Origin of the sequence: Amycolatopsis thermalba, from assembly GCF_023376025.1 — a bacterium.
Lineage (GTDB): Bacteria > Actinomycetota > Actinomycetes > Mycobacteriales > Pseudonocardiaceae > Amycolatopsis_E > Amycolatopsis_E thermalba.
In genome coordinates, this window is the sequence record NZ_CP091196.1 from 268,880 (window position 1) to 293,801 (window position 24,922).

Sequence of the window (24,922 nt, forward strand, 5' to 3'; positions counted from 1 at the left end):
CCCGGAACCCTAGATCAAACTCTTCTGCAACAGCAGCGTGTCCAGCCAGCGCTCGTGCTTGTAGCCGACCCTGCGGAGCACCCCGACGTCGACGAACCCGCGGCGGCGGTGGAGCGCGGGGGAGGCCGGGTTGCGCTCCGGGTCCGCGACCACCGCGATGACCTCGCGGATCCCGCTCTCCCGGCAGCGGGACAGCAGCGCGTCCAGCAGCACGCCGCCCACGCCCCGGCCCGTCGACCACGGCGCGAGGTAGATCGAGTTCTCCGCGGTGCGGCGGTAGGCCGGGCGCGTCTTCCACGGCGAGCAGTACGCGTAGCCGGCGACACGGCCGTCCACCTCGGCCACCAGGAACGGCAGACCGGCGTCCGCGATCGCCGTGAAGCGGCGCGTCCACTCGGCCAGGTCCGGCGGCTCCAGCTCGAACGTCGCGGTGCTGGCGCGCACGTACCCTTCGTAGATCGCGGCGATCGCCGGGAGGTCGGCACCCGTAGCCGGTTTCACTATAGGGGAATCAACCACTACTATAGGATACATGGATCTCGGGGCACTCGGACGGCGCGTTCAGGCCGCTCGGACCGACCGCGGCCTGACCCTGCAGGCGCTCGCGGAGCGGTCGGGGGTCAGCGTGAGCATGTTGTCCGCCGTCGAACGCGGCTCGAAGGCGCCGACGGTCGTCGTGCTGGACCGGATCGCGGACGGGCTCGGGCTGCCGCTGGCGGACCTGCTCACCGAGCCGGCCCGGATGATCGTGCGCCGGGCCGCGGACCAGGACGTCGTCGACGAGCCGGGCGGGTGGCGGCGGACCATCCTCACGCCCGTCGTGCCCGGGGTGAACTTCGAGTGGATCCGGTCGACGCTGCCGCCCGGCTGCGAGGCCGGCACGTACCCGCCGTACGCGGCGGGCTCGCACGAGTTCATCTTCGTGCAGGAGGGCGTCGTCACCCTGACGATCGACGACGAGACCCTGGAACTGGAAGAGGGTGACAGCCTCTACCTCCCGGCGGATGTCACCCTCTCCTACGCCAACCGCGCCGCGACGCCCTGCACCTACTACGTCGCGGCGCTGATCATGCGGCCCAGGCGCCCCGGCCTGGGCCGCCGATCCGGCTAGAACACGCCGAACACCGAGATGCAGAAGCCCTCGCCGTCGAAGTTCTCCGCGAAGAACAGGCCGGTGACCTGCTCGCCCTGCTGGGTGCCGGTGAGGTCACCGGACACCATCGTGTCGGTGGCGCTGTCGTAGGTCGGCGTCACGTTGGCGCGCTTCTCGGCGGCCTCCCGCGCGTCGTCCTTGTTGTCCTGCGTCGCGTCGGAGCAGACCAGCGAGGTCACGCCGGCGACGTCACCCGCGGCCATCTTCGCCAGGAAGTCCTCGACCATCGCCTTGCCGTTGCTGCCCCCGGTGCCGCCGGTGGACGACGAGCTGGACGACGTCGACGTGCGCGTGCTCGTCGAGCGCGAGGTGGACGTGCGGGTCGAGGTGCCGCTGCCGGACGCCCGCGTCTCCAGGTCCTTCCAGCACCACTTGCCGTTCTGCTTGGCCAGCGTGCCGGTGCCGGTGCCCTCCTCGCCGCCGGCGCTCGCGGTGAAGTCGACCGTCGCGGTGTCGCCGTTCTCCTTGACCTGCCCGATCGTGATGCTGTCGACGTCGTTGACGTCGTCGATCGCGGCCTGGACCGACCGGTCGGCGTCCGCGCACTTCAGCGCGGTCAGCGCGGCCTTGTCGTGGTTCTTGATCCCGTCGATCACCTGCTGCGCGACCGCCTGGGGGCCCTCTTCCTTCGAGTCACCGAGGAAGAAGCCCGGCACCCAGAACCCGGTGATGCCCAGCGCCGCCAGCACGACGACCAGACCGACCGACAGACCGATCCACAGGCCCTTCTTGCTGCCGCCACCCCCGGGCGGCGGCGCGCCGTAGCCGAACTGCGCGGTCTGCGGGTAGTTCGGGTCGTAACCCGGGTACTGCTGCCCGTAGCCCGGCTGCTGCTGCCCATACCCGGGCTGCTGCTGGCCGTACTCGGGCTGGCCGTAGGGCTGCTGGCCCGGGTACTGCTGGCCGTACTGCCCACCCTGCTGCGGGAAACCCCCGGACTGGGGGCCGCCCGGCTGCTGGCCGTACGGATCTGGTTGCTGGCCGTAATCCGGCTGTCCCGGCTGCGGTGGGTAGGTCATCGACGTCGCCTTTCCTGGATCGCTACGCCCCGCTCGGACGTATCGACGCCGAACCTGGTTCCCCCACGCCCGGACATCGCACTGATCACGGGCATTGTGCCTGGCGAACCGGGCAAATGCGAAGGAGACTCCCACCACGGACGGCGGGAGCCCCCTTCCGCTCAGCCCTTCGAGGTGGCCAGCACCTGCAGCCGGTCGTAGGCCCCGTTGAAGGTGTTCTGGTCGATCGGCGTCGAGGAGTACTGCCAGAACGTGTAGAAACTCCAGTTGAACGGCAACGTTCCCACGCTCGCGGCGTAGCGCGCGATCCACAGCGGGTTCGTCGCCGCGAACGCCCCGTCGACGCACTGGCTCCACCAGTTCGTGCTCGTGTAGATCACCGGGTACCGCCCGGTGCGGGCGTGGTAGGTGTCACTGAAGTCCTTGATCCACGCGGTCATCGCGCTCTTCGACAACCCGTAACAGGTCGAGCCGTACGGGTTGTACTCCATGTCGAGCGCGCCCGGCAGCGTCTTGCCGTCCGCCGACCAGCCCCCGCCGTGGTCGACGAAGTAGTTGGCCTGCGCGGCGCCGGACGCGGTGTCCGGGGTGGCGAAGTGGTAGGCGCCGCGGATCATGCCGATGTTGTAGGAGCCGTTGTACTGCTGGGCGAAGTACGGGTTGGTGTAGTAGGTGCCCTCGGTGGCCTTGACGTAGGCGAAGCGCTTGCCCTGGCCCCAGTAGTTCGCCCAGTCGACGTTGCCCTGGTGGCCGCTGACGTCGATGCCCTCGACCGACGCCGCCGCGGTCACGTCCCCGGCGGCGATGGCCTGCGTCTGCGCCGTCGAGTGGTCACCCTCGACGCGCGCGATCTGCGAACCCATCGGGTGATCGTAACGAGCGACGTAGTCGTCGACCGACATTCCGCTGATGGTGGCCGGAGCCGCGCCGGCCGGAGCCAGGGCGCCGAGCACGAGCACGGCGACCGACGCGGCGGTGGCGGACGTGGCGAACCGCCACCATCTCTTGCGTGGAGCAGACATGAGCGGAGTCCCTTCCATTGCCCTCGCGGAGGACGGTCTGGTTTGCAGGGAGACCGTCCAGGCCGTGATTCTTGATGACGATCCGCGGCGATGTCACCAAATCCCGTGAATTTCCGATGACCGGTGGGTGATTTGCGCATGTCGCCGGTGACGGACCGACTTTCGTAGTAACCCGACCGGATTACCGCGTCAGCTGTTCGAGGCGAAGGCCTTGACCTGGTCCAGCGTCCCGTTGAACAGGTTCTGGTCACCCGGCAGGACACCCGAGTCGGCGAACTGCCAGATGGACTGGTACGACCACCCGGCCGGCAGCGGACCGACGACCGGCTGGTAGCGGGCGATCCACAGAGGATTGTTCCGCCCGAACCCGGCGTTGTTCCCGGTGCACTTGTTCCACCAGTTCGTCGAGGTGTAGATGACCGGGAAGCGGCCGGTGCGGGCGCGGTAGGTGTCGGAGAAGTCCCGGATCCACTCGCCCATCCGGACCGGATCGAGGCCGTAGCAGGCCTCGCCGTAGGGGTTGTACTCCACGTCGAGCGCCCCGGGCAGCGTCCGCCCGTCCGGCGACCAGCCGCCCCCGTGGGCGAGGAAGTACTCGGCCTGCTGCCGTCCACCGGAGACGTCCGGGCGCGCGAAGTGGTAGGCGCCGCGGATCATCCCGATCTGGTAGGAACCGTTGTACTGCTGGGCGAACCGCTTGTTGATGAACCCGGTGCCCTCGGTGGCCTTGACGTAGACGAACCGGCCGCCGGCCCCCCACGCGCCCGGCCAGTGCACGTCACCCTGGTGCCCGCTGACGTCGTGCCCGATCGCACCGGCGTCCGCGGTGAACCGGGGCGGATCACCCCTGCCCTCGACGGCGGCGATCTGCGATCCGGCGAAAGTGCTTTCCGCCTTCGAGTAGTCCGGTGTGGACGCGGCGGACGACGCCGCGCCGCACACGGCCGTCGTCCCCAGTGCCATGGACACGAGCAGCGTGCCCAGGCGCAGCTTCGAACTCCAGATTTGCACGGCGACTCCCATCCTCCGATGGTCGTCACCATGCCTCGATGGAGCGCTTTTTGCGAGTCGGCTTAGCTCGAAAGCGTGATGCGACTGGCTTAACCGAGCGGAATGTTTAGTCTTTTTGCTCCTGCTCCAGCGCGGCCACCAGGTGCTCGGCCGGCACCACCGCGGTCACCACGTCGTGCGGGTTGATCGCCACCGGGTGGCCCGCGAGCAGCGGCACCATGTCGCGGCCGAGCACGGCGCGGGCGTGCGGCCACTCCGGCGGCACCAGCGACTTCGACGTGTAGGCCGGCACCAGCACGCGGCCGTCGGAGTTGTGGAACCCGATGACCGTGCGCTGCATCGGGGCGAGCGCGTAGACGAACAGGGTCGAGTCGAGGATCACCGGCGGCAGGTCGCTGGCCGGCCGGTGGTTGGTGCGGACCAGCTGCAGCAGCCGCTCCAGGTCGTTGCGCGGCTCCGGGAACCCGAGCGCCTTGGGCGAGGGCCGGTAGCGGTCGTTGGGGTGGAAGTCCTCCACGATGTTGCCGCTGCCGTTGACCGGGTAGGCGCCGACGACCGCCCACGACGGCACCGGGCCGTTGGGGTCGAACGCCTCGTCGATCACGTAGAGCCAGCTGTTCGGATTCGCCCTGGCGTTGGCGCGCATCTCCTCGGTGATCTTGGGCTTGCCCGGCTTGTGCTCGGGCTGAGGATTGGGTAGAAGCCGATCCGCTTCGTCCCGCTGCGCCATGTGCGAACCCCGTGTTTCCGCGTCGCCGTGCTCATGTCTGCTGCAGTGCACTCTACTGTTTGACCATGCCCGCACCGCGTCCGGTTGACCCCGTGGAGTTGAGAGCCGCGCTGCAGGCCGTTACGGCTTGGTTGAGCGGAGAAGCCGACCGGCCGGCCCGGCCCGAGCTCGCCGCGGCCGTCCGGCTGAGCCTGCGCACGCTGGCCCAGGACGCGCCCGGCCGGAGCGTCGAGGTGCGGGTGCCGCCGTTCGCGGCCGTGCAGTGCGTGGAAGGGCTCCGGCACACCCGCGGCACCCCGCCCAACGTGGTCGAGACCGACCCGCGGACGTGGCTGGAGCTGGCCACCGGCCGTCTGGAGTGGACGGAGGCGGTGCGGGAGGGCCGGGTCACCGCGTCCGGGACCCGGGCCGACCTCTCGCACTGGCTGCCGATCGTCCGGCTCTAGTGTCCTGAGTCGTTAATTCGAGTTCAGCTGTAGGGTGCGGCATGCCGAATCCGAAGCTGCCTGAGTTGGCCTTGTCCGTTGATGAGGCACAGACGTTGCGGAACTGGGTGCAGCGGCGGAAGACGGCTCAGGCGTTGGCGTTGCGGTCGCGGATCGTGCTGCGGTGCGCCGAGGGCGGCTCGAACAGCGAGATCGCCGCGGAGTTGGGCGTCGGGCGCGCGATGGTCGCGAAATGGCGTTCCCGGTTCGTGGCCCAACGACTGGACGGCCTGGTCGACGAGCCACGTCCGGGGCGCCCGCGCACGATCACCGACGAGCAGGTCGAGGCGGTGATCACCAAGACGCTGGAGTCCACGCCGGCGAATGCGACGCACTGGTCGACCCGGTCGATGGCTGCGGAGTCCGGGTTGACCCAGACCGCGGTGACCCGGATCTGGAATGCGTTCGGTCTGCAGCCGCATCGCCGTGAGGCGTGGAAGTTGTCCAAGGATCCGTTGTTCGTGGACAAGGTCAAGGACGTGGTCGGGCTTTACCTCGCGCCGCCGGAGCGGGCGGTGGTGCTGTGCGTGGACGAGAAGTCCCAGATCCAGGCGCTCAACCGCACCGCCCCGATCCTGCCGATGATGCCGGGAACGCCGCAGCGTGCCACGCACGACTACACCCGCCACGGCACCTCCAGTCTGTATGCCGCACTGGACATCGCCACCGGCAAGGTCATCGGCCGGCTGCACGCGCGGCATCGTGCGATCGAGTTCAAGAAGTTCTTGATCGCCATCGACAACGAAGTACCCGCGGACCTGGCAGTGCATCTGGTTATGGACAACGTCTCGACCCACAAGACCCCGGTGATCAAACGCTGGCTGGCAGCTCACCCGCGGTTCACCGTGCACTTCACTCCGACCTCGAGTTCCTGGCTCAACCTCGTCGAACGCTGGTTTTCCGAGCTGACGACCAAAAAACTCCAACACGGCAGCCACACCAGCGTCCACGCGCTCAATCGCGACATCCGCGCATGGATCGAGACCTGGAACAACGAACCACGGCCCTACGTCTGGACCAAGACCGCCGACCAGATCCTTGACTCCATCGCACGCTACTGCACGCGAATTAATAACTCAGGACACTAGAACCCCGCACGCAGCTCGCACCGCCGCGGGTTCTCAGCCGTCTCCTCGCGAGGACAGCGCCGACGTGGTGAATTGGCATTCATGAGGAGGCGATCCCACAGCGAGGGGGCGGCTGAGGTTCCGCCACCCGCACCGCCAAGCAAGCCGCAGTCGTAGTTTTACGGGTTTTACGGTTTGCGGCCCACGCCGCCGGCGATGCACTGGCGGACGAGGTTGAGCGGCTGGAGCCGCGGACCGTCCGGCCACCAGTCGTCGCACAGGACCAGGCCCGGCTCGACCATCTCCAGGCCCGGGAACAGCGCCTGGATCTCCTCCCTGGAGCGGAACCGGCCGCTGCCCATCGGGCTGTGGATGAACTTCTCCTCCATCTTGACGGCCAGCTCCGCGTGCTCCGGCGTGCCCGGGTTGTAGAAGTGCGCGATGGACACGTACGAGCCGGACGCGAGGGCGTCGATGTAGGTGGCCATCTTCTCGCCGCCGTCGTCGCCCAGGTAGTGGTGCCACGTGCCGACGTGCAGCAGCGCGATGGGCCGCTCGAAGTCGAGGAAGTCGCGGATCTCCGGGTGCTCGATGATCTGCTCGGGCTGGAAGATGTCCGCCGCGACGAAGTGGGTGTTCTCGTTCTCCTCGAGCAGCGCCCGGCCGTGCGCGAGCACCACCGGGTCGTTGTCGACGTAGAGCACCTTGGCCTCGGGGTTGACCCGCTGCACCACCTGGTGGGTGTTCTCCGCCGTGGGCAGCCCGGAGCCGAGGTCGAGGAACTGGTCGATGCGGGCCTGCATGGCCAGGAAGCGGCAGGAGCGGATCAGGAAGTCGCGGTTGGCCCAGGCGAGGTCGTTCACCTGGGGCGCCACGGTGCGGACCTGCGCCAGCACCTGGCGGTCGATCTCGTAGTTGTCCTTGCCGTTGAGCGCGGCGTCGTACACGCGCGCGATGCTCGCCCTGGTCGGGTCCACACCTACGGGGACTGCACTCGGATAGGGAGCGGTGGCACCGGACATCGCGGTCTCCCGGGCATATCGAATACGAATGAAATTTTCGGACCCCCGTAGGGTAAGGGGCGTACCGCGGCCCGTAAATGCACACCGCACTTGACTGCGGCACACCGCGCTGTAAGTTGGATGGCTGGTGATTTCTGCGAGGAAGGGTCCTTGATGGCTCCCATCGACCTCCCCGGCTCCGAACAGCCCACCGGCCCGACGGCCCGCCGGATGATCCTCGGTACCCAGCTCCGCCGCCTGCGCGAGAAGTCGGGCATCACCCGCGCCAAGGCGGCGTGGGAGATCCGCGCGTCCGAGTCGAAGATCAGCCGCATGGAGCTGGGCCGCGTCGGCTTCAAGGAACGCGACGTCACCGACCTGCTGACCATGTACGGCGTGCACGACCCGGCCGAGCGGGAGTGGGCCGTCAAGATGGTCAAGGAGTCCAACCAGCCCGGCTGGTGGCACCCCTACAACGACCTCGTCCCCAGCTGGTTCGACAACTACATCGGTCTGGAGGAGGCGGCTTCCCGGATCCGCACGTACGAGCTGATGTTCGTGCCCGGGCTGCTGCAGACCGAGCGCTACGCGCGTGCGGTGATCAGCCACGGCGACCCGGACAGCCGGGACGAGGGCGTCGAGCGCAAGGTGGGCCTGCGGATGCGCCGCCAGAAGCTGCTCAACGGGCCGAAACCGCCGCGGCTGTGGGCCGTCCTCGACGAGGCCGTGCTGGAACGCCCGTTCGGCGGCGCCGGCGTGCTCCGGCAGCAGATCGACCACCTGCTGGAGCTGATCGAGATGCCCCACATCACGATCCAGGTGATCCCGTACGACATGAGCGGGTTCGCCGCGGAAAGCGCCTTCTCGCTGCTGCAGTTCGCCGAGCCGGACCTGCCGAACATCGCCTACGTCGAGCACCTCAACGGCGCGCAGTACCTGGAGAAGCCGGAGGACCTGGAGGTCTACGGCCGCGCGTTCGATCGCCTGGCCGTGGACGCGGAAACACCCGATCGGACGCGTCAGATGCTGGTGAAGAAGCGGGAAGAGCTCTAGGCGAAATGGGTGACGACGAGTAGCCGGAACAAGGCCAACCAGGACAGGTTTCATCACCCGATCGAATTACTCTACCCGCGCCGTTACTCACGCTCCGATTTGGGATTAGCCTCGGCCATGCACGTGCATTTACGCGTGCAGTCACCAGTGGTAGCTTGATCGCCACAAGGCCAGTGCACGTGCATTTGCACCACGCAGATGCACTGACCCGGAAGGTTGGGGAAGTATGGCTGAGCACATCGTGAACGGCATGCCCGCCGACGCCCTCACCGGCGCTTCCTGGCGCAAGAGCGCCCGCAGCGGCGCCAACGGCAACTGCGTCGAGTTCGCCCAGCTGCCCACGGGCCAGATCGCCGTCAGAAACTCCCGCTTCCCCGAAGGACCCGCGCTCATCTACACCCGCGCCGAACTGGCTGCGTTCGTCGCGGGGGCGAAGGACGGCGAGTTCGACGATGTCCTCAACTGACGCCAAGACCGTCGACGACCGGCTCCAGGACCTCATCTCCCGCGGCTACCAGTTCGTGCACCCGCGCGACGCGAAGGGCGCCGTGATCGCGGTGGTCGGCGTCCGCGCCCACGACTCCGTGATCGACGTCGTCCGGCTCAACGCCGAGGACGACGTGGTCGCCACGCGGATGCCCGGCGACGAGGAGGACATCCTCGCGCCCAAGACCGTGCTGTGGCGCACCGCCGGTGACGCCACGCCGGTGCTGGACCAGCTGCTCGCGCTGCCGGACGCCACCGCGGCCCCGGAGCACGGGACGCCCGCCCGCGGCGGCTGCTGGGTGCCCACCGGCACCGGCCGCGCCACCTGGCTCGCCGCGAGCTGACCGAGCCGCTCCCATGAGGGGGAGTCGACGCCCGGTGGTCAGTGGCCAGCGCCACTGACCACGGGGCGTCACTTCGATCGGCCACGACCTACACTTGAGTAGGCCTGCCCTCGTCTCCAGGGAGCACTTTCGTGGTTTCCCACCACACCGACGACCAGCCCGAACGCGAGCCGCGAGAAGAGTGCGGTGTCTTCGGCGTCTGGGCCCCCGGTGAAGAAGTCGCCAAGATGGCCTACTACGGCCTGTACGCGCTCCAGCACCGTGGGCAAGAAGCCGCCGGCATCTCGGTCTCGGACGGCAAGCAGATCGTGGTCTTCAAGGACCTCGGACTGGTCAGCCAGGTGTTCGACGAGCAGGTGCTCTCCTCGCTGCAGGGGCACATCGCGGTCGGGCACTGCCGGTACTCCACCACCGGGTCCTCGACCTGGGAGAACGCCCAGCCGATGTTCCGCCACACGGCGACCGGCAGCGGCATCTCCTTCGCCCACAACGGCAACCTGGTCAACACCGCCGAGCTGCGGGACCGCACCCTCGACGCGGGACTCAAGCCGCACCGCGAGCTGACCGGCTCCTCCAGCGACTCCGACCTGGTCGTCGGGCTGCTGGCGGACGCCTCCGCGGACCGGGGCACCGAGGCGGCCGCCCTGGAGCTGCTGCCCACCCTGCGCGGCGCGTTCTGCCTGGTCTTCGCCGACGAGTCCACCCTCTACGCGGCCCGCGACCCGCACGGCGTGCGCCCGCTGGTGCTCGGCAGGCTGGAGCGCGGCTGGGTGGTCGCGAGCGAGACCGCGGCGCTGGACATCGTCGGCGCGTCGTTCGTCCGCGAGGTCGAGCCCGGTGAGCTGATCGCGATCGACGCCGAGGGCCTGCGGTCCTCGCGCTTCGCCAGCCCGGAGCCCAAGGGCTGCATCTTCGAGTACGTCTACCTGGCCCGGCCGGACACCTCCATCGCCGGCCGCAGCGTGCACGCCACCCGCGTGGAGATCGGCAAGCGGCTCGCCGCCGAGCACCCGGCCGAGGCGGACCTGGTGATCCCGGTGCCGGAGTCCGGCACCCCCGCCGCGATCGGCTACGCCCAGGCCTCCGGCATCCCGTACGGGCAGGGCCTGGTCAAGAACGGCTACGTCGGCCGCACCTTCATCCAGCCCTCGCAGACCATCCGGCAGCTGGGCATCCGCCTCAAGCTGAACCCGCTGCGCGACGTGATCCGCGGGAAGCGGCTGGTCGTGGTGGACGACTCGATCGTCCGCGGCAACACGCAGCGCGCCCTGGTGCGGATGCTGCGCGAGGCCGGCGCGGTCGAGGTGCACGTCCGGATCGCGTCGCCGCCGGTGCGCTGGCCGTGCTTCTACGGCATCGACTTCGCCTCGCGCGCCGAGCTGGTGGCCAACGGGGCCGACCTGGAGGGCATCCGGCGGCTGATCGGCGCCGACTCGCTCGGTTACGTGTCGCTGGACAGCCTGGTCGCCGCGTCCGAGCAGCCGAAGACGCGGCTGTGCACGGCCTGCTTCGACGGCCGGTACCCGATCGAGCTGCCCGACGACGCCCTCATCGGCAAGTACGTGCTGGAGGGGCTGGACCCGGCGGATGCCCGGACCGTCACCCAGGCCGGGTACGGTGCTGAGGATGCCGTCCGGCGTCCGTGAGTTCAGTCGAGTCCAGGAGTCCGCTTGCCGTGAGCGAGTCCACGAGCGCCACCTATGCCGCAGCCGGCGTCGACATCGAAGCCGGTGACCAGGCAGTCGAGCTGCTGAAGCCGCACGCCGAGCGCGCGAGCAGGCCCGAGGTGCTGGGCGGGGTCGGCGGGTTCGCCGGGTTGTTCTCGCTCAAGCTCGACCGGTGGAAGGAGCCGGTGCTCGCTTCTTCGACCGACGGGGTGGGCACGAAGATCGCGGTCGCGCAGGCGCTCGACAAGCACGACACGGTCGGCATCGATCTCGTCGCGATGGTCGTGGACGACCTGGTGGTCACCGGCGCCGAGCCGCTGTTCCTGCAGGACTACATCGCCGTCGGCCGGGTCGTGCCGGAGAAGATCGCCGCGCTGGTCGCGGGCATCGCCGAGGGCTGTGTGCAGGCGGGTTGCGCGCTGCTGGGCGGGGAGACCGCCGAGCACCCGGGCCTGATGGGCGAGCACGACTACGACATCTCGGCCACCGGGGTGGGCGTGGTCGAGGCGTCCGAGGTGCTCGGGCCGGAGCGGGTCCGCCCGGGTGACGTGGTCATCGGCATGGGCGCGTCCGGGCTGCACTCCAACGGCTACTCGCTGGCCCGGCACGTGCTGCTGGAGATCGCGCGGATGCCGCTGGAGGGGCACGTCGAGGAGTTCGGCCGCACCCTCGGCGAGGAGATGCTCGAGCCGACCCGGATCTACGCCAAGGACTGCCTGGCGCTGGCCGCCGAAGCCGACGTGCGCACGTTCGCGCACATCACCGGCGGCGGGCTGGAGGCGAACCTGGCGCGGGTGATCCCGGCCGGGCTGCGTGCCGAGCTGGAGCGCAGCACGTGGACGCCGGCGCCGGTGTTCGCGCTGATCCAGCAGCGCGGCAAGGTCGAGCGGGCCGAGATGGAGAAGACGTTCAACATGGGCGTCGGCATGGTCGCGGTGGTGGGGTCCGAGGACGTCGACCGGGCCCTGGCCGTGCTGACCGCGCGGCACGTGCCGGCGTGGGTGCTGGGCGAGGTCCGCACGACCGAGGACGCCGACGCCCCGCGCGCGGTGCTGGCCGGTGACCACCCCCGGTTCTGACCTGCAGGTTTCCCGCCGGCTGGTGATCCCGGCCGCCGAGCTGCGGGAACGCTTCTCGCGCTCGTCCGGGCCCGGTGGCCAGGGCGTGAACACCACGGACTCGCGGGTCGAGCTGTCCTTCGACGTGGCCCGCTCCCCGTCCGTCCCGGACGACCTGCGACCACGGCTGCTGGAGCGGCTGCGGTCGCGCCTGGTCGACGGGGTGCTCACGATCACGGCCGGCGAGCACCGCGCGCAGCTGGCCAACCGCGAGGCCGCGCGCGAGCGGCTGGTCGCGGTCCTGCGGGCGGCGGCCGCACCACCGCCCCCGCCCCGGCGCCCGACGAAACCGTCCCGCGGCGCGAAGGAGCGGCGGCTGGCGGAGAAGAAGCGCCGGGGCGACGTCAAGCGCGGCCGCCGCGGCCGGTTCGAGGACTAGCTCCGCCGAGCCGCGGCCGAGCTCAGTCCAGGCAGAACTCGTTGCCCTCCGGATCGGCCATCACGATGTGCCCGAACCCCAACGGCGGGCTCGGCTCATGACGTGCCAACCGCCTCCCGCCGTGGCCGGTCAGCCGTTCGGCTTCCGCTTCCAGCGCTGCCATCCGCGCGGCGCCCTGGAGGCCCGGCGCGGCGCGCACGTCGAGGTGCACGCGGTTCTTCGCCGTCTTGCCCTCCGGCACCTTCTGGAAGAACAGCCGCGGCCCGTTGCCGTCCGGATCGAGCACGGCCGAGGCGTCGTTGCGCCGCTCCGGTGGCACGCCCATCGCCTCCAGCGCCTGCTCCCACGACTCGAAACCGGCGGGCGGGGCCTGCAGCTGGTAGCCGAGGGCCTCCGCCCAGAACGCCGACAGCGCTGCCGGGTCGGCGCAGTCGAAGGTGATCTGGATTTCGCGGGCCACGTCAGCTCGCCTCCTGTCGGATCCGGGTGTGCAGGTGGAGGTCGCGCAGCAGGCACACCTCCGAGAGGTGGTGGATCAGCTCGCGGTTGATGTGCAGGACCAGCGCGGCCATCGGCCACTCGGCGTACGGGCCCTCGGCCTCGCCGCACGGGCGCGCCAGGCCCTCCTCGCCGAGGGACTCGACACCGGCCATCCACATCGCGTACTCCGCGTCGAGCTGGGCCAGCGCTTCGCCCGCGGTCGGCGCGTAGTCGAACGACTGGTAGTCGGTCGGCGTGCGGCCGAAGTGGGCGGCGTTGCGCATGGCGAGCACGCCGACGATCACGTGCCCGAGCCGCCAGGCGATGGTGGTGACCGGGGCCGGGTCGGGTTCCGGGAACGCGAAGTCGATGGTCATCGCCCCGGAGCCGCCCTGCACCGGCGCGGTGCTCGTGCCGCGCGGGCGCACGTTCCAGCTGCCGGGCGCCGGTTCCCAGAAGTACTCGTCGTCGGTGAGCCCGGCGAGGCGGTCACGCAGCTGGTGGGTCCAGTGCCAGTCGATCTGGTCTCGAAGCAGTCGGTTGAGGTCCATGGCGACAGCATGCAACGGATAGCGGACAGATACGTTCCGCAATCTGTGGAACCATTTCACCCATGAGCGTGGAAGTCACCGTCGAGCGCGTGCTGCGGCTACTGGCGCTGCTGCAGCGGCGGCCGTCCTGGACCGCGGCCGAACTCGCCGCGGAGCTGGGCGTCACCGACCGGTCGGTGCGTCGCGACGTGGAGCGGCTGCGCGCGGTCGGCTACCCGGTGCAGGCCACCGCGGGCGTCGGCGGCGGCTACCAGCTCGGCGCGGGCACGCGACTCCCGCCGCTGCTGCTCGACGACGAGGAGGCCATCGCGACGGCGGTGTCCCTGCGGCTCGCCTCCGGTGGCACGGTCGCCGGGGCCGGGGAAGCGGCGCTGCGGGCGCTCGCGAAGCTCGACCAGGTCATGCCGCCGCGGCTGCGCGCCGAGGTGCGGGCGGTGCACGGCGCCACCGAAACGCTCGTCGCCGGGATCGAGATCGACGCGGAAGTGCTGGTGACGCTCGCCCGGGCGTGCCGGGACGCGGTGCGGGTGCGGTTCCGGTACGCCGGCCGGAGCAGCGAGGACCACGAACGCACGGTCGAGCCGGTGCGCATGGTCGCCACCAACCGCCGCTGGTACCTGATGGCGTGGGACCTCGACCGCGACGACTGGCGCACGTTCCGGCTGGACCGGATGCGTGAGGTGACGGCGACGACCTGGCGCTTCCGGCCGCGAGAACACCCCGACCCGGTCGCGTACGTGCAGCGATCGGTCTCCGCGGCGCCCTACCGCTACCTCGCCAAGGTGCGGCTGCGGGCCAGCGCCGCGGAGGTGCGGGACCTGGTGCCGCCGCAGATCCGCGCGTCGAAGAAGACCGCGACGGGTGGTGCCTGCTCGTCGCCGGGGGCGACGACCTGGACTGGCTGGCCGTGCACGTCGCCCGGCTCGGCTTCGAGGCGGAGCTGCTGGAGCCGCCCGAGCTGCGGGAGGCCGCGGCCCGCCTCGCGCGACGGGTCGCCGCGATGGCCGGAGAAGGTGATCCCGGGTCAGCGGGCCATTGACAGCGCGCTGTCCAGCAGCCGCTGGATGTGCAGGCCGCGGTGGACGTCGCACGGGTGGGACGTGGTGCCGGTGTCGATCAGCGCGGCGAAGTCGTCCAGCATCGCGGTGTAGGACTGGCCGGCGCCGCCCTCCTTGCGGCCCAGCGTGCGGTACCCGTGCTCGCCGTACACGGCGAACTCGACCACCGTCGGCCGCAGCGGCAGCCGCAGCGACAACGTCGCCGAACTGAGCGCGCCGCCCTCGTGCTGGAACACGATGTGCCACAGGTCGTGGGGCCCGCGGTGCGCCGAGCGCACCCGCTCGATCGGGCCGAGCGCGGCGTCGAGCAGGTCGACGGCGTGCGGCCCGACGTCGGCCAGGGTGCCGCCGTCCTCCTGCCGCCACGGCGAGGCCGAGTACGGGCCGCCGAGCAGACCGCCCGACAGCCACCGCACGCCACCGCCGCTCCAGCTCCCGGCGGCGGCGAGGCCGGCCAGCCAGTCCCGCGTCGCGGTCGCGTAGCGCAGGGTCAGCATCACCAGGCTCACCACCCCCGCGCCGGACACGGCGTCGGCCAGCCGCTCGGCGCCCGCGACATCGGCGGCGATCGGCTTCTCCAGGATCACGTGCTTGCCCGCCTTGACCGCCTCGACCGCCAGTTCGGCCTGCGTGGCGGGCGGCACCGCGAAGGCGACGGCGTCTACCTGGCCGAGCAGCTCGTCCAGGCTGGTGCAGACCTCGGCGTCGTAGGGCTCGGCCAGCTCACGGCCGGCCTCCACGCGGCGCGTGAACACCGCGCTCAACCGCGTCGCGGGGTGGTCGGCCAGGCCGGGCGCGTGGACGGTGCGGGCCCACGGACCCGCGCCGACCAGCCCGACGCGCAGTGGCTCGTCCACGATCAGCCGTAGGAGTAGAAGCCGCGGCCGCTCTTCTTGCCGAGCAGCCCGGCGTCGACCATGCGCAGCAGCAGCGGCGGCGGCGAGTAGAGGGGCTCCTTGAACTCCTCGTACATCGACTCCGCGATCGCCTTGATGGTGTCCAGGCCGATCAGGTCGGACAGGCGCAGCGGACCCATCGGGTGCGCGGTGCCCAGCTCCATGCCGCGGTCGATGTCCTCGGCCGAGGCGAAGCCCGACTCGATCATCCGGATCGCCGACAGCAGGTACGGCACGAGCAGCGCGTTCACGATGAACCCGGCCCGGTCCTGCGACCGGATCACGGTCTTGCCCAGCGAGCCGGTGGCGTGCTCGTCCGCGCGCTTGACCGTGTCCTCACCGGTCAGCAGCGACGGCACCAGCTCGACCAGCGGCAGCACCGGGACCGGGTTGAAGAAGTGGATGCCGATCACCTGCTGCGGACGGCTCGTCGCCATGCCCAGCTTCATGATCGGGATGGAGGAGGTGTTGGAGGCGAAGATCGCGTCCGGCCGCTCGACGATCTTGTCCAGCGAGCGGAACACCTCGACCTTGGCCTGCTCCTGCTCGATCACGGCCTCGATCACGAGGTCGCGGTCGGCGAAGGAGGCGATGTCGGTGGTGAACGTGAGCCGCCCGAGAGCCGCGTCGGCGTCGTCGGTGGACAGCTTGCCCGCCTTCACCGCACGCTGCAGCGACTTCTCGATGCGGGCACGCCCGGCGTCCAGCGCCGGCTGGCTCACCTCGGTGACCGCCACGTCCGCACCGGCACGGGCGTGCACCTCCGCGATCCCGGAGCCCATCAACCCGGCTCCGACCACGCCTACTCGCTGGATGTCCGCCATCGCACCTCTCCAGTTCCGGCGCCCGACGACGCATGACACAGCACACGAGGGCGGGTTCCGGTCACGACCGGACCCACCCTCGTGTGCTGGTCAGACGTCAACGACGGTAGTCGTCGTACTCGTCGGCGTACGGGTCGTACGGGTCCTCGTACTTCTCGTCCTCTTCCCGAGGATGAGAATTGGAGGACTGTCCTGACAGCTCGCGCTGAAGCGCAGCGAAATCTGTGTCGGGAGTGCTGTACTTGAGCTCTCGCGCCACCTTCGTCTGCTTGGCCTTGGCCCGGCCGCGCCCCATGGCTCGACCCCCTCGCACAGGGAACGGGGCGGCCGGGGGAATCGGCGGCCCCGCATCGTCTCGACAATTGGTTCCTGGTGACACCGTACCCTGTCCGAGGGGTCCAATGCGACGTGGCTTCGTGTGCTTGTCACGACAGTGTCGGCTGTTGCGCCGGTCGGTGGTCGCGAGCGGGCGGCGACGTGCCACGATTCAACGGTGCTCCGACCGTTCGTGGCCTACCTCCGGGTGTATGAGCCCCTGTCCGCGTTCGGCGACCCTCCCCCCGCGGGGCTGCGCAAAGCCGTCGAGCAGGCCCAGCTGAGCCGCGCGGCGGCCGCCGAGCGGGAACAGCTCATGTGGTTGAAGTCACAGACCACCAGCCCGGTCCGGCTGCTGCCGGGCGAGTTGCCCGGCGGGCGGGCGCTGCCGAACCTGGACGTGCTGGTGCTCGACCCGGCCGACGTCCCGACCGACACCGGCGCGAAGGTCGGGCCCGGCCCGCTCGTGTGCCCGCTGGAGGTACGGGCCCGCTCGGCCGCCGCGCTGGTGAGCTTCCTCGGTGACGCGCACCCGTCGCTGCACGCCGCGGTGCTCGACTCGACCGGGGTGAGCGAGGAGAAGCTGAAGGCCAGGGCCAGCTCCGCGCTCGGTGATCTGCCGCAGGCCGCCGTGCACGTCCTGTCCACCACCTGGACCGTGCCGCTGCCGTGGTTCGCGCTGGTCGACCCGAAGCACCGCAGGCTCAACCTGGGCTCCGGCCCGGACGACCCCGAGCGCGAGGTCTCCTGGCGCGTCGCGATGGGCGACGCGACCCAGCGGGTGGCCGAGGCGCGGGAACTGGTGGAGGAAACCCTCGGCGACTCCGGCCCGGCGCGCATCCTGGCCGAGACCGCCCGGTGGCTGACGAACTTCGACCCGGCCTCGGCGGTGGAGCTGGACTACGGCGGGCTGGTGCAGCTGATCGCCGACCCGGTCCTGGAGTCCGACACCAGCGCCGAGGAGGTGCACAGCATCATGGACGCCCTGCGTTCCGGCGACGTCGAGCAGATCGCCGAGCTGTTCACCGACCTGCGCGACTACTGGAGCGAGCTGGCGGCGCGGGAGCACTTCAACTGATCAGTCCGTGACCGCGCCACCGCTGACGGACAGCCGCACGCCGGTGACGAACCGGGCGTCGTCGGAGGCCAGGTAGCGCACGGCGGCGGCCACGTCGTCGGGCTCGCCGAGCCGCCCCAGCGGCACCCCGGCCAGGTAGGCGGTGCGGTCCACCCCGGCGTGCCGCTCGACCGGCACCCAGCCCGGCGCCACGGTGTTCACGGTGATCCGCCACGCGGCCAGCTCCTTCGCCGCGGCCCGGGCGAGCCCGAGCTGCGCCGACTTCGCCGTCACGTAGGCCGCGGCCCCGGCCGGCGCCGTCCGTTCCGACTCGGCTCCGATGTGGATGATCCGGCCGCCACCGCGGGCTTTCATCCCGGGCAGCACGCGGCGCTGCAGCAGGACCGGGCTCTTGACGAAGAACTCCAGGTGCGCGAGGTAGTCCGGCCAGTCCAGGTCGGACACCGCGGTGTCCGGCTGCGGCCCGGTGGCGTTGCAGACCAGCACCGCGACCGGGCCCAGCCCGTGTTCGACGGCGCTGATCAGCCGGTCGACCTCGGCGGGGTCGGTCACGTCGGCGGCGAAGGCGGCGGCGCGGCCACCGGTCTCGGCGATCTCGGCGACCACCTCACCCGCGCCGTCGTGATCGCTGCGGTAGTTCACCGCGACGGCGAACCCGTCGCGCGCCAGCCGCCGGGCCACGGCCGCGCCGAGACCGCGGGACGCGCCGGTGACCAGGGCGACGTCAGCCGGCATCGTCCGCGCGTTCGGCGGCCAGCAGGTCGTCCACGGAGGCCGAGCCCTTCGCGTAGCGGGCGGCGATCTCGGCGTTCAGCTGGTCGACCACGGCCTGCACCTCGCGCCGCCGCTGGGACACCGAGGACTCCTCGCCGTTGTAGTCCGCGAGGGTCTCGGCGAGCTTGTCGTCGGAGAGGGCGCCCACGTCGGTCAGGTCGGCGTTGCCCACCAGCGCCTCGGCCTGGCGCCGGTACTCACCGGCACGCGAGGGCTCCAGCTGCTGGTACCGCCCCGACCCGCGGGCCGGGCGCAGCGCGTTGTCGGACAGGATCGTGGCCAGCTGGTCGACGATGCTGCCCCCGCCGGAGCGCCGCCGCTCCTGCTCGGCCCGCACGATGTCGATCCGCGCGTGCAACAGCCGCCGCAGGTAGGAGAGATCGGTCTCCTCCTGGGCAGCCTCGTCCCGGCGCTCGCGCAGCTGCTCGAGCGACAGGCCGGCGAGGCCGTGCACGTAGCCGGGGTCCAGGACACGGTCGATGCGACGGCGTCCGCCCGGCCGGACTTCGATCACCGGGACATAGTGCTCCATGCCGGGCCCCGGCGCCAGGCCGGGGCGGTATCACCCGCGCAGGCGAGCCGCGGCCTCCCGGCCCGGCGCGGCGCCCTCGGCTGGCACCGAATCGGGATCGACCGCCGCCTGCACCACCCGGTCCTCGTCCCCGGCGAGCAGCTCGGCGTCGACCGGGGTGGACCGCTTGACCAGGGCCAGCGCGATCGGCCCCAGCTCGTGGTGCTGCGCGACGCTGCCGACCCGCCCGACGACCCGGTCGCCGAGTTTCACCGGATCCCCGGTCTCCGGGTAGATCTCCGGCGAGCCGTCCAGGTGCAGCAGCACCATCCGGCGCGGCGGGCGGCCGACGTTGAACACCTTCGCCACCGTCTCCTGCCCGCGGTAGCAGCCCTTCGCGACGTGCGCGGCGCTGCCGATCCAGTTCACCTCGTGCGGGATCGTCTTCGCGTCGGTGTCCACGCCCAGCCGCGGGCGCAGCGACTCGACCCGCAGCGCGTCGAACGCCCACGTGCCGGCCGGGCGGGCGCCCGCGTCGGTGATGCGGCGCCACCAGCCGGCCAGCTCGTCGCGCGGCACCGCCAGGTCGACGCTGGACCGGCCGGGCCACGGCATGCGCCGGGCGAAGCCGCCGCCCACCGGCACGACGGAGTACGGCTCGGCGCCGAGTTCGATGTCCAAAGCGGACAGCACCCGCTCGGCCTCCGGGCCCAGCACGGTGAGGATCGCCAGTTCGCCGCTGACGTCGGTGATCTCCACCTGCGACCAGAACTTCATCGCTTCGAGGTACTCGCGCAGGGTCTGCTTGCCGCCCTTGGGCAGCGCGCTGGTGGCCTCCGGCCCCGGATCGGTGTCCAGGTACACGGCCTCCCCGGCGTGCGCGAGGACCATGTGCGTGTCGACGTGCCCCTGGCTGTCCAGCACCAGCGCCTCGGTGCCGCTGCCCCCGGCCAGCTCCGTGACGTGCTGGGAGATCACCAGGTGCAGCCACGACAGGCGCTCGGGGCCGGTCACCTTCAGCACCTCGCGGTGCGAGCGGTCGACCACGGCCACGCCGCGCGCGGCGGTGCGTTGCTCGGCGAACGGGTCGCCCCAGTGCCAGGGCACGCCCTGCTCGGGGTGGTCGTCCGGCGGCGCGACGGCGCCCGGCGCGGTGAGGAGCGGAGAAACGAGCGGCATACCCCGATGTTAGGTGAGTACGGTTGGCCCATGCGCGTACTCGCTTTCCTGGACGGGACCCTGGCCGACCCCGACACCCCGCACATCCGGGTCGAAGACCTCGGCCTGATGCGCGGCGACGGCGTCTTCGAGACGATCCTGGTCGCCGATGGCAAGGCGCGCGAGCTGCGCCCGCACCTGGACCGGATGGCCAGGTCGGCGTCCATGCTGGACCTGCCCGAACCGGACGACGCGGCCTGGCAGCGCGCCGCGCGGACGGTGATCGACAACTGGTCCGGCAGCCGCGAGTTCGCGCTGAAGCTCGTCTACACGCGCGGCGTCGACCCGGAGGGTGAGCCGACGGCCTTCGCGCTCGGGATCGAAATCGACCCGAAGGTGTTGCGCGCCCGCGAAGACGGGGTCGCGGTGGTGACCCTGGAACGCGGCATCGACCCGGGGCTGGCCGAGCGCGCGCCGTGGCTGCTGCTGGGCGCCAAGTCCCTGTCCTACGCGGTCAACATGGCCGCCGGGCGGGAGGCGGCCCGCCGCGGCGCGGACGACGTCATCTTCACCGCCAGCGACCTCCACTCGGTGCTGGAGGGCCCGACCTCGAACGTGATCGTGGCGCGCGGCGGCACGCTCTATACGCCGCCGCCCGGGATCGGCATCCTGCCCGGCACCACGCAGGCCGCGGTGTTCCGGGCGGCCGAGCGGGCCGGGTGGTCGACCAAGATCGAGATGATCCGGACGCCGGACCTGTTCAGCGCGGACGGGGTGTTCCTCGCCTCCTCGGTGCGGAAGCTGACCCGCGTGCACACCCTGGACCACCAGCCGCTGCGCGACTCCTCGGCGATCCACGCCGAGCTGGCCCAGGCCTACGAAGACCTCTACGCGTAGGGGCGGAAGCGGATCGTCGTGCCCGGCCGGGCCTGCGCCAGCGCGGGCAGCGCACGGGGCACGACGACGGCGATCACCGGGTAGCCGCCGGTGGTCGGGTGGTCGGCGAGGAACACGACCGGCAGGCCGTTGGGCGGCACCTGGATCGCGCCCGTGATGACGCCCTCGCTGGGCAGCTCCGCGCCCTCGCGCGCGTCGGTGCGGCGCAACGCGGGGCCGTCCAGGCGCAGACCGACGCGGTTGGACTCGCTGGTGACCGTCCACGGCGCGGACAGCTGGTGGGCGGCGTCGCCGAACCAGTCGTCGCGCGGGCCCAGGACGACCGGGACGAGCAGGTCGGGCGGGTTCGGCGGGGCGGTGACGGTGTCGGCGCCGTCCGGGATCCCGCTCGGCTCGCCCAGCGGCAGCACGGCGCCCGGCTCCAGCGGCGGCGGGCCGATCTCGGCCAGCACGTCGCGGGACCGGCTGCCCAGCTCGGGTTCGACGTCGATGCCGCCGGAGACCGCGAGGTAGCAGCGCAGACCGGTGTCCGGCCGTCCGATGGTCAGGGTCTGCCCGGCGGTGAGGTGGACCGGCACGTGTGAGCCGGCCGGGCGGCCGTCCACGGTGACCGCGACGGGCGGGCCGGTGACAGCGACCGTGCAGGACGCGCGGGCGGTCACGGCGAGCCCGCCGAGCAGCGCCTCGATCCCGGCCGCGTCCTCCGGGTTGCCCGCCAGCCGGTTCGCCAGCCGCAGTGCCGGGACGTCGAGGGCGCCGGACGGCGGCACGCCGAGGTGGGCGTGCCCGGGGCGGCCGAGGTCCTGCACGAGCGCGAGCGGACCGGTCGCGACGACCTCCAGCGCGCGGCTCACCGGATCCTCCGGAACCGGACCCGGTCGCCGGGCGCGAGCAGCGCGGGCCGCGACGCGCGGCTGTCGAACAGGACGGCGTCGGTGTGCCCGAGCAGGCGCCACCCGCCGGGCGACGAGCGCGGGTAGACGCCGGTGAACTCGCCGGCGATCGCGACCGACCCGGCCGGGACCCGCGTGCGTGGAGTGTCCAAACGCGACTGCCGGAGCGGTTCGGGCAGGCCGGTGAGGTAGCCGAAGCCGGGGGCGAAGCCGGTGAACGCGACGGTGTAGGTGGCGCCGGTGTGCAGCTCGACCACCTCGTCGACGGTGATCCCGGCGGTGCGGGCGACCAGGTCGAGGTCCTCGCCGTCGTAACGCACGTCGATGGTGATCTCCCGCGACTCGCCGCCGTCGGCGGATTCGAGGCCGGCCGACTCGACGAGCTTGCGCGCCTGGGCGAGCCCCGTGGAGCCGGGCCGCGCGGCGATGAGGACGGTGCGCGCGCCGGGCACGACCTCGACGAGATCGGGCAGGCCCGCGGCGACCACGACGGCACGGACCGCACTCATCTCGTCCAGCGACTCGCACTCGACGAGCGCGGCGTCCGGGCCGTAGCGCAGCCAGCGCACCGGCGCTAGCCCACGACGCGCTTGAGGTAGAGGGAGATGTGCGGCTGCATGGACTGGCCGACCATGGCGCGCTCCTCGACGTAGCCGAGGTCGCCGTTGTTCACCAGGCCGTAGAGCCGCTGCGCGCCGGTGACCTCCTTGGCCGTGGAGGTGCGCACGACCGCGTCGGTGCCCAGCTCCCAGGACGTCTGGGTGCGCGGCTTGCCGTAGAAGACCTCGATGATGCCGGTGTTGTGGGCCAGCAGCAGTTCGAGCGTGTCGTCGGCCTGCGGGCGCCACCAGCCGACCTCGCGGGCGGCGGCGCGGACCACGTTGCCGTCGTCGTCGAGCAGCCAGGAGCGGGCCTCGTGGTAGAGGAACGGGCGGCCGTCGTGCGCGATGGTGAGCTGCTGGGCGATCCGGCGGGGACCCTCGATGGTCGGGTAGTTGACCTCGCCCTCGCCGCGCCACACGCCGACGAGCGGCAGCAGCGCCAGGCAGGCGTCGTTCAGGTTCGCGCCCTCGCGCAGGTTCGCGGTGTCCACCGGGATCGGCAGGTCGTCGAACTGCGGCAGGTTGCGCCCGCGCGTCGACTCGGCCCGCTCGGCGGCGGCCGCGACGGCGTCATCGCCGGAGGTCATCGGTCAGCGCTGGTCGGCGTACAGCCGGTAGACGACGTACACGGTGAACCAGAGGATCGCGATGGCGGCGAGCACCAGCAGCGTCGTAAACAGGATCTCCACGCCCAGCAGGATAGCCGCTGCCAGGGCGTTCATTCGCCCCGCACCCGCGTGGCGAGCACCACGCCCGCGGCGAGCGTGACCATGCCGGCGACGGCGAGCAGCACCAAGACGACCAAGACCGGGGTCGAGCCGGCGAACCCGGCCGCTGACCGCGCGCCGCGGAGGCCGCGGGCGGCAGGAATCAGACACCTCCCGCACGATGGCCCACTCGCGGCCGCGCGAAAGGGCCCAGCCGCGGCCACACCAGAGGGCCGGGCGCGCCCGCACGAGTTAGCCGCTCGTATCCGCACGAGAGGGCCAGTCGCGGCCGCTCTGCACGAACGGGCCACTCGCGGCCCCACGAAAGGGCCCAGCCGCGGCCGCCTGCCGCGGGGCCCTGCAGGTACTGCGAGGGCCGTGTTCTTGAACCACTTCCTGACGTCCCCGCCGAGCTGCTGAAGCTGACCGAAGGCCCACCCGTGGAACGCGGGTGGGCCTTCGGAAAAGGCGGGTGTCAGCCGACCGAGATGGCGACCTGGTGCAGGCCGGGGCCTTCGGCGGTCACCGAGGCCTCGCCGTTGCCCGAGCGGTGCAGGGCGCGCACCGTCCAGGCTCCGGGCGCGGCGTAGAACCGGAAGTCGCCCTCGGGGGAGGCCTGGACCTCGCCCGCGAAGTCGCCGTCACCGTTCAGCAGGCGCACGTAGGCACCGCCGATCGGGCCGTCGCTGCCGGTGACCTTGCCGGCCACCACGACCTGCCCGTTCGTGTCGATGTCCGCGGGCGTCGCCGTCTGCACCGGCGCGCCGCAACCGTCAGCACTCATCGTCACTTCCCCGTTCCGGTTTCGATCGGCACGCCGACCAGCGAGCCGTACTCGGTCCACGATCCGTCGTAGTTCTTCACGTCCTCGAGCCCGATCAGCTCGTGCAGCGCGAACCAGGTGTGGCTGGACCGCTCACCGATGCGGCAGTAGGCGATGGTCGCCTTCGAGGTGTCCAGGCCGGCCTCCGCGTACAGCTCCTTGAGCTCCTCGGCGGTCTTGAAGGTGCCGTCCTCGTTCGCGGTCTTGGCCCACGGCACGTTCAGCGCCGTCGGGATGTGACCGCCGCGCTGCGCCGACTCCTGCGGCAGGTGTGCCGGCGCCAGCAGCTTGCCGGAGAACTCGTCGGGCGAGCGGACGTCGACCAGGTTCTTGGTGCCGATCGCGTCGACGACCTCGTCGCGGAAGGCGCGGATCGAGGTGTCCGGCTCCTTGGCGACGTAGTTGGTGCGCTCGCGCTTGACCTCCTCGGAGGTCAGCTCGCGGCCGTCCAGCTCCCACTTCTTGCGGCCGCCGTCGAGCAGCTTGACCTTGTCGTGGCCGTACAGCTTGAAGTACCAGTAGGCGTACGCGGCGAACCAGTTGTTGTTGCCGCCGTACAGGACGACCAGGTCGTCGTTGGAGATGCCCTTCTCCGACAGCAGGGCCTCGAACCCGGCCCGGTCGACGAAGTCGCGGCGGACCGGGTCCTGCAGCTCGGTCTTCCAGTCGATCTTGACCGCACCGCGGATGTGGCCGCCGTCGTAGGCGGTGGTGTCCTCGTCCACCTCGGCGAAGACCACGCCGGGGGTGTTCAGGTTCTCCTCGGCCCACTGCGTGGTGACCAGGACGTCTTCACGGCTCATGAGAGCACTACTCGCTT

The 24,922-nt window shown here is 71.2% G+C and carries 30 protein-coding genes and 1 pseudogene; 12 read left to right on the top strand and 19 right to left on the bottom strand.

The genetic code is table 11. The features are described from left to right. Positions 1-9: 9 nt before the first annotated feature. Positions 10-534 carry a GNAT family N-acetyltransferase gene (locus L1857_RS01315; RefSeq protein ID WP_094009155.1) on the bottom strand — a complete coding sequence of 175 codons (525 nt, stop codon included), beginning with the start codon at positions 532-534 and terminating at the stop codon, positions 10-12. Here L1857_RS01315 and L1857_RS01320 point away from each other — a divergent pair. Beyond that, a complete protein-coding gene (locus L1857_RS01320) occupies positions 533-1,111 on the top strand; it encodes a helix-turn-helix domain-containing protein (RefSeq protein ID WP_094009156.1) in 579 nt (192 codons plus the stop codon). The genes L1857_RS01315 and L1857_RS01320 overlap by 2 nt on opposite strands. Here L1857_RS01320 and L1857_RS01325 read toward each other — a convergent pair. From L1857_RS01325 to L1857_RS01340, 4 genes are all read right to left on the bottom strand, one after another. Beyond that, positions 1,108-2,172 (bottom strand): hypothetical protein, encoded by a 1,065-nt coding sequence (locus L1857_RS01325; RefSeq protein WP_094009157.1) that lies wholly within the window; start codon positions 2,170-2,172, stop codon positions 1,108-1,110. The two genes, L1857_RS01320 and L1857_RS01325, sit on opposite strands and share 4 nt — an antisense overlap. Positions 2,173-2,333: 161 nt before the next feature. Continuing rightward, complete coding sequence (locus L1857_RS01330) at positions 2,334-3,194, bottom strand: lysozyme (protein WP_094009158.1); 861 nt, start codon at positions 3,192-3,194, stop codon at positions 2,334-2,336. A 189-nt stretch (positions 3,195-3,383) separates the two neighbouring features. After that, positions 3,384-4,217 (bottom strand): lysozyme, encoded by an 834-nt coding sequence (locus L1857_RS01335; protein ID WP_369806866.1) that lies wholly within the window; start codon positions 4,215-4,217, stop codon positions 3,384-3,386. 94 nt (positions 4,218-4,311) lie between these two features. After that, the gene (locus tag L1857_RS01340) at positions 4,312-4,935 is read right to left on the bottom strand and encodes a type VII secretion system-associated protein (protein ID WP_094009159.1); all 624 of its coding nucleotides are present in this window, start codon (positions 4,933-4,935) and stop codon (positions 4,312-4,314) included. Between the two features lie 65 nt (positions 4,936-5,000). On the opposite strand from L1857_RS01340, the gene L1857_RS01345 reads away from it, so the two are divergent. Together L1857_RS01345 and L1857_RS01350 are read left to right on the top strand one after the other, a co-directional pair. Continuing rightward, positions 5,001-5,381 (top strand): sterol carrier family protein, encoded by a 381-nt coding sequence (locus tag L1857_RS01345; protein ID WP_094009161.1) that lies wholly within the window; start codon positions 5,001-5,003, stop codon positions 5,379-5,381. A 41-nt stretch (positions 5,382-5,422) separates the two neighbouring features. Further along, the gene (locus L1857_RS01350; protein ID WP_094009240.1) at positions 5,423-6,508 is read left to right on the top strand and encodes an IS630 family transposase; all 1,086 of its coding nucleotides are present in this window, start codon (positions 5,423-5,425) and stop codon (positions 6,506-6,508) included. Positions 6,509-6,675: 167 nt separating this feature from the next. On the opposite strand, the gene L1857_RS01355 is transcribed toward L1857_RS01350, so the two are convergent. Next, positions 6,676-7,509: an SAM-dependent methyltransferase gene (locus L1857_RS01355; protein ID WP_094003150.1), complete on the bottom strand. Its 834-nt coding sequence runs from the start codon at positions 7,507-7,509 to the stop codon at positions 6,676-6,678. 153 nt (positions 7,510-7,662) lie between these two features. Between L1857_RS01355 and L1857_RS01360 the strand changes: the two genes are divergently transcribed. From L1857_RS01360 to arfB, 6 genes are all read left to right on the top strand, one after another. Next, a complete protein-coding gene (locus L1857_RS01360) occupies positions 7,663-8,541 on the top strand; it encodes a helix-turn-helix domain-containing protein (protein WP_094003151.1) in 879 nt (292 codons plus the stop codon). 226 nt (positions 8,542-8,767) lie between these two features. Continuing rightward, positions 8,768-9,007, top strand: a complete 240-nt coding sequence (locus L1857_RS01365; RefSeq protein ID WP_094003152.1) for a DUF397 domain-containing protein — start codon at positions 8,768-8,770, stop codon at positions 9,005-9,007. Next, positions 8,994-9,371, top strand: coding sequence for a hypothetical protein (locus L1857_RS01370; RefSeq protein WP_094003153.1), 378 nt, complete (start codon positions 8,994-8,996; stop codon positions 9,369-9,371). Before L1857_RS01365 ends, L1857_RS01370 begins: the two co-directional genes overlap by 14 nt. Positions 9,372-9,502: 131 nt before the next feature. Next, positions 9,503-11,017, top strand: a complete 1,515-nt coding sequence (purF, locus tag L1857_RS01375; RefSeq protein WP_094003154.1) for an amidophosphoribosyltransferase — start codon at positions 9,503-9,505, stop codon at positions 11,015-11,017. A 29-nt stretch (positions 11,018-11,046) separates the two neighbouring features. Continuing rightward, on the top strand, positions 11,047-12,117 hold the full coding sequence (gene purM / locus L1857_RS01380; RefSeq protein WP_094003155.1) for a phosphoribosylformylglycinamidine cyclo-ligase: 1,071 nt from the start codon (positions 11,047-11,049) through the stop codon (positions 12,115-12,117). Then, positions 12,098-12,535 carry an alternative ribosome rescue aminoacyl-tRNA hydrolase ArfB gene (gene arfB, locus L1857_RS01385; RefSeq protein WP_249464296.1) on the top strand — a complete coding sequence of 146 codons (438 nt, stop codon included), beginning with the start codon at positions 12,098-12,100 and terminating at the stop codon, positions 12,533-12,535. Before purM ends, arfB begins: the two co-directional genes overlap by 20 nt. Positions 12,536-12,557: 22 nt before the next feature. Here the strand turns inward: arfB and L1857_RS01390 are convergent, their stop codons facing one another. Next, entirely contained in the window at positions 12,558-12,995 is a 438-nt protein-coding gene (locus L1857_RS01390; protein WP_116110248.1) for a VOC family protein, read from the bottom strand. A gap of 1 nt (position 12,996) precedes the next feature. Continuing rightward, complete coding sequence (locus tag L1857_RS01395; protein WP_094003158.1) at positions 12,997-13,566, bottom strand: DinB family protein; 570 nt, start codon at positions 13,564-13,566, stop codon at positions 12,997-12,999. Between the two features lie 62 nt (positions 13,567-13,628). Here L1857_RS01395 and L1857_RS01400 point away from each other — a divergent pair. Then, positions 13,629-14,605: pseudogene (locus tag L1857_RS01400) on the top strand (helix-turn-helix transcriptional regulator). Here L1857_RS01400 and L1857_RS01405 read toward each other — a convergent pair. The 3 genes from L1857_RS01405 to L1857_RS01415 form a co-directional block, all read right to left on the bottom strand. Then, positions 14,591-15,481 (bottom strand): Gfo/Idh/MocA family protein, encoded by an 891-nt coding sequence (locus tag L1857_RS01405; protein ID WP_094003160.1) that lies wholly within the window; start codon positions 15,479-15,481, stop codon positions 14,591-14,593. The pseudogene L1857_RS01400 and the gene L1857_RS01405 overlap by 15 nt on opposite strands. 2 nt (positions 15,482-15,483) lie before the next feature. Next, on the bottom strand, positions 15,484-16,344 hold the full coding sequence (locus L1857_RS01410; protein ID WP_094003161.1) for a 3-hydroxybutyryl-CoA dehydrogenase: 861 nt from the start codon (positions 16,342-16,344) through the stop codon (positions 15,484-15,486). A 97-nt stretch (positions 16,345-16,441) separates the two neighbouring features. Beyond that, the gene (locus L1857_RS01415) at positions 16,442-16,639 is read right to left on the bottom strand and encodes a DUF3073 domain-containing protein (protein ID WP_017985773.1); all 198 of its coding nucleotides are present in this window, start codon (positions 16,637-16,639) and stop codon (positions 16,442-16,444) included. Positions 16,640-16,837: 198 nt separating this feature from the next. Here L1857_RS01415 and L1857_RS01420 point away from each other — a divergent pair, with 198 nt between their 5' ends. Beyond that, complete coding sequence (locus tag L1857_RS01420; RefSeq protein ID WP_094003162.1) at positions 16,838-17,737, top strand: DUF8083 family protein; 900 nt, start codon at positions 16,838-16,840, stop codon at positions 17,735-17,737. Here L1857_RS01420 and L1857_RS01425 read toward each other — a convergent pair whose 3' ends face one another. The 3 genes from L1857_RS01425 to ygfZ are packed head-to-tail and all read right to left on the bottom strand — an operon-like array spanning position 17,738 to position 20,201. After that, positions 17,738-18,472, bottom strand: coding sequence for an SDR family NAD(P)-dependent oxidoreductase (locus L1857_RS01425; RefSeq protein ID WP_116110250.1), 735 nt, complete (start codon positions 18,470-18,472; stop codon positions 17,738-17,740). Further along, entirely contained in the window at positions 18,462-19,025 is a 564-nt protein-coding gene (locus L1857_RS01430) for an RsiG family protein (RefSeq protein ID WP_094003164.1), read from the bottom strand. Before L1857_RS01430 ends, L1857_RS01425 begins: the two co-directional genes overlap by 11 nt. Positions 19,026-19,073: 48 nt before the next feature. Beyond that, on the bottom strand, positions 19,074-20,201 hold the full coding sequence (gene ygfZ, locus L1857_RS01435) for a CAF17-like 4Fe-4S cluster assembly/insertion protein YgfZ (protein WP_116110251.1): 1,128 nt from the start codon (positions 20,199-20,201) through the stop codon (positions 19,074-19,076). A gap of 30 nt (positions 20,202-20,231) precedes the next feature. On the opposite strand from ygfZ, the gene L1857_RS01440 reads away from it, so the two are divergent. Continuing rightward, on the top strand, positions 20,232-21,077 hold the full coding sequence (locus L1857_RS01440; RefSeq protein WP_094003166.1) for an aminodeoxychorismate lyase: 846 nt from the start codon (positions 20,232-20,234) through the stop codon (positions 21,075-21,077). Here the strand turns inward: L1857_RS01440 and L1857_RS01445 are convergent. The 5 genes from L1857_RS01445 to L1857_RS01465 all read right to left on the bottom strand — a co-directional run bounded on the left by L1857_RS01445 (position 21,068) and on the right by L1857_RS01465 (position 24,905). Further along, positions 21,068-21,931, bottom strand: a complete 864-nt coding sequence (locus L1857_RS01445; RefSeq protein ID WP_094003167.1) for a 5-oxoprolinase subunit C family protein — start codon at positions 21,929-21,931, stop codon at positions 21,068-21,070. The two genes, L1857_RS01440 and L1857_RS01445, sit on opposite strands and share 10 nt — an antisense overlap. Further along, complete coding sequence (gene pxpB / locus L1857_RS01450) at positions 21,928-22,539, bottom strand: 5-oxoprolinase subunit PxpB (protein ID WP_094003168.1); 612 nt, start codon at positions 22,537-22,539, stop codon at positions 21,928-21,930. Before pxpB ends, L1857_RS01445 begins: the two co-directional genes overlap by 4 nt. A 5-nt stretch (positions 22,540-22,544) precedes the next feature. Further along, a complete protein-coding gene (locus L1857_RS01455) occupies positions 22,545-23,159 on the bottom strand; it encodes a heme-binding beta-barrel domain-containing protein (RefSeq protein WP_094003169.1) in 615 nt (204 codons plus the stop codon). 595 nt (positions 23,160-23,754) lie between these two features. Next, entirely contained in the window at positions 23,755-24,063 is a 309-nt protein-coding gene (locus L1857_RS01460) for a DUF1416 domain-containing protein (protein ID WP_094003170.1), read from the bottom strand. Positions 24,064-24,065: 2 nt separating this feature from the next. After that, a complete protein-coding gene (locus tag L1857_RS01465) occupies positions 24,066-24,905 on the bottom strand; it encodes a sulfurtransferase (protein ID WP_094003171.1) in 840 nt (279 codons plus the stop codon). Positions 24,906-24,922: the final 17 nt, after the last annotated feature.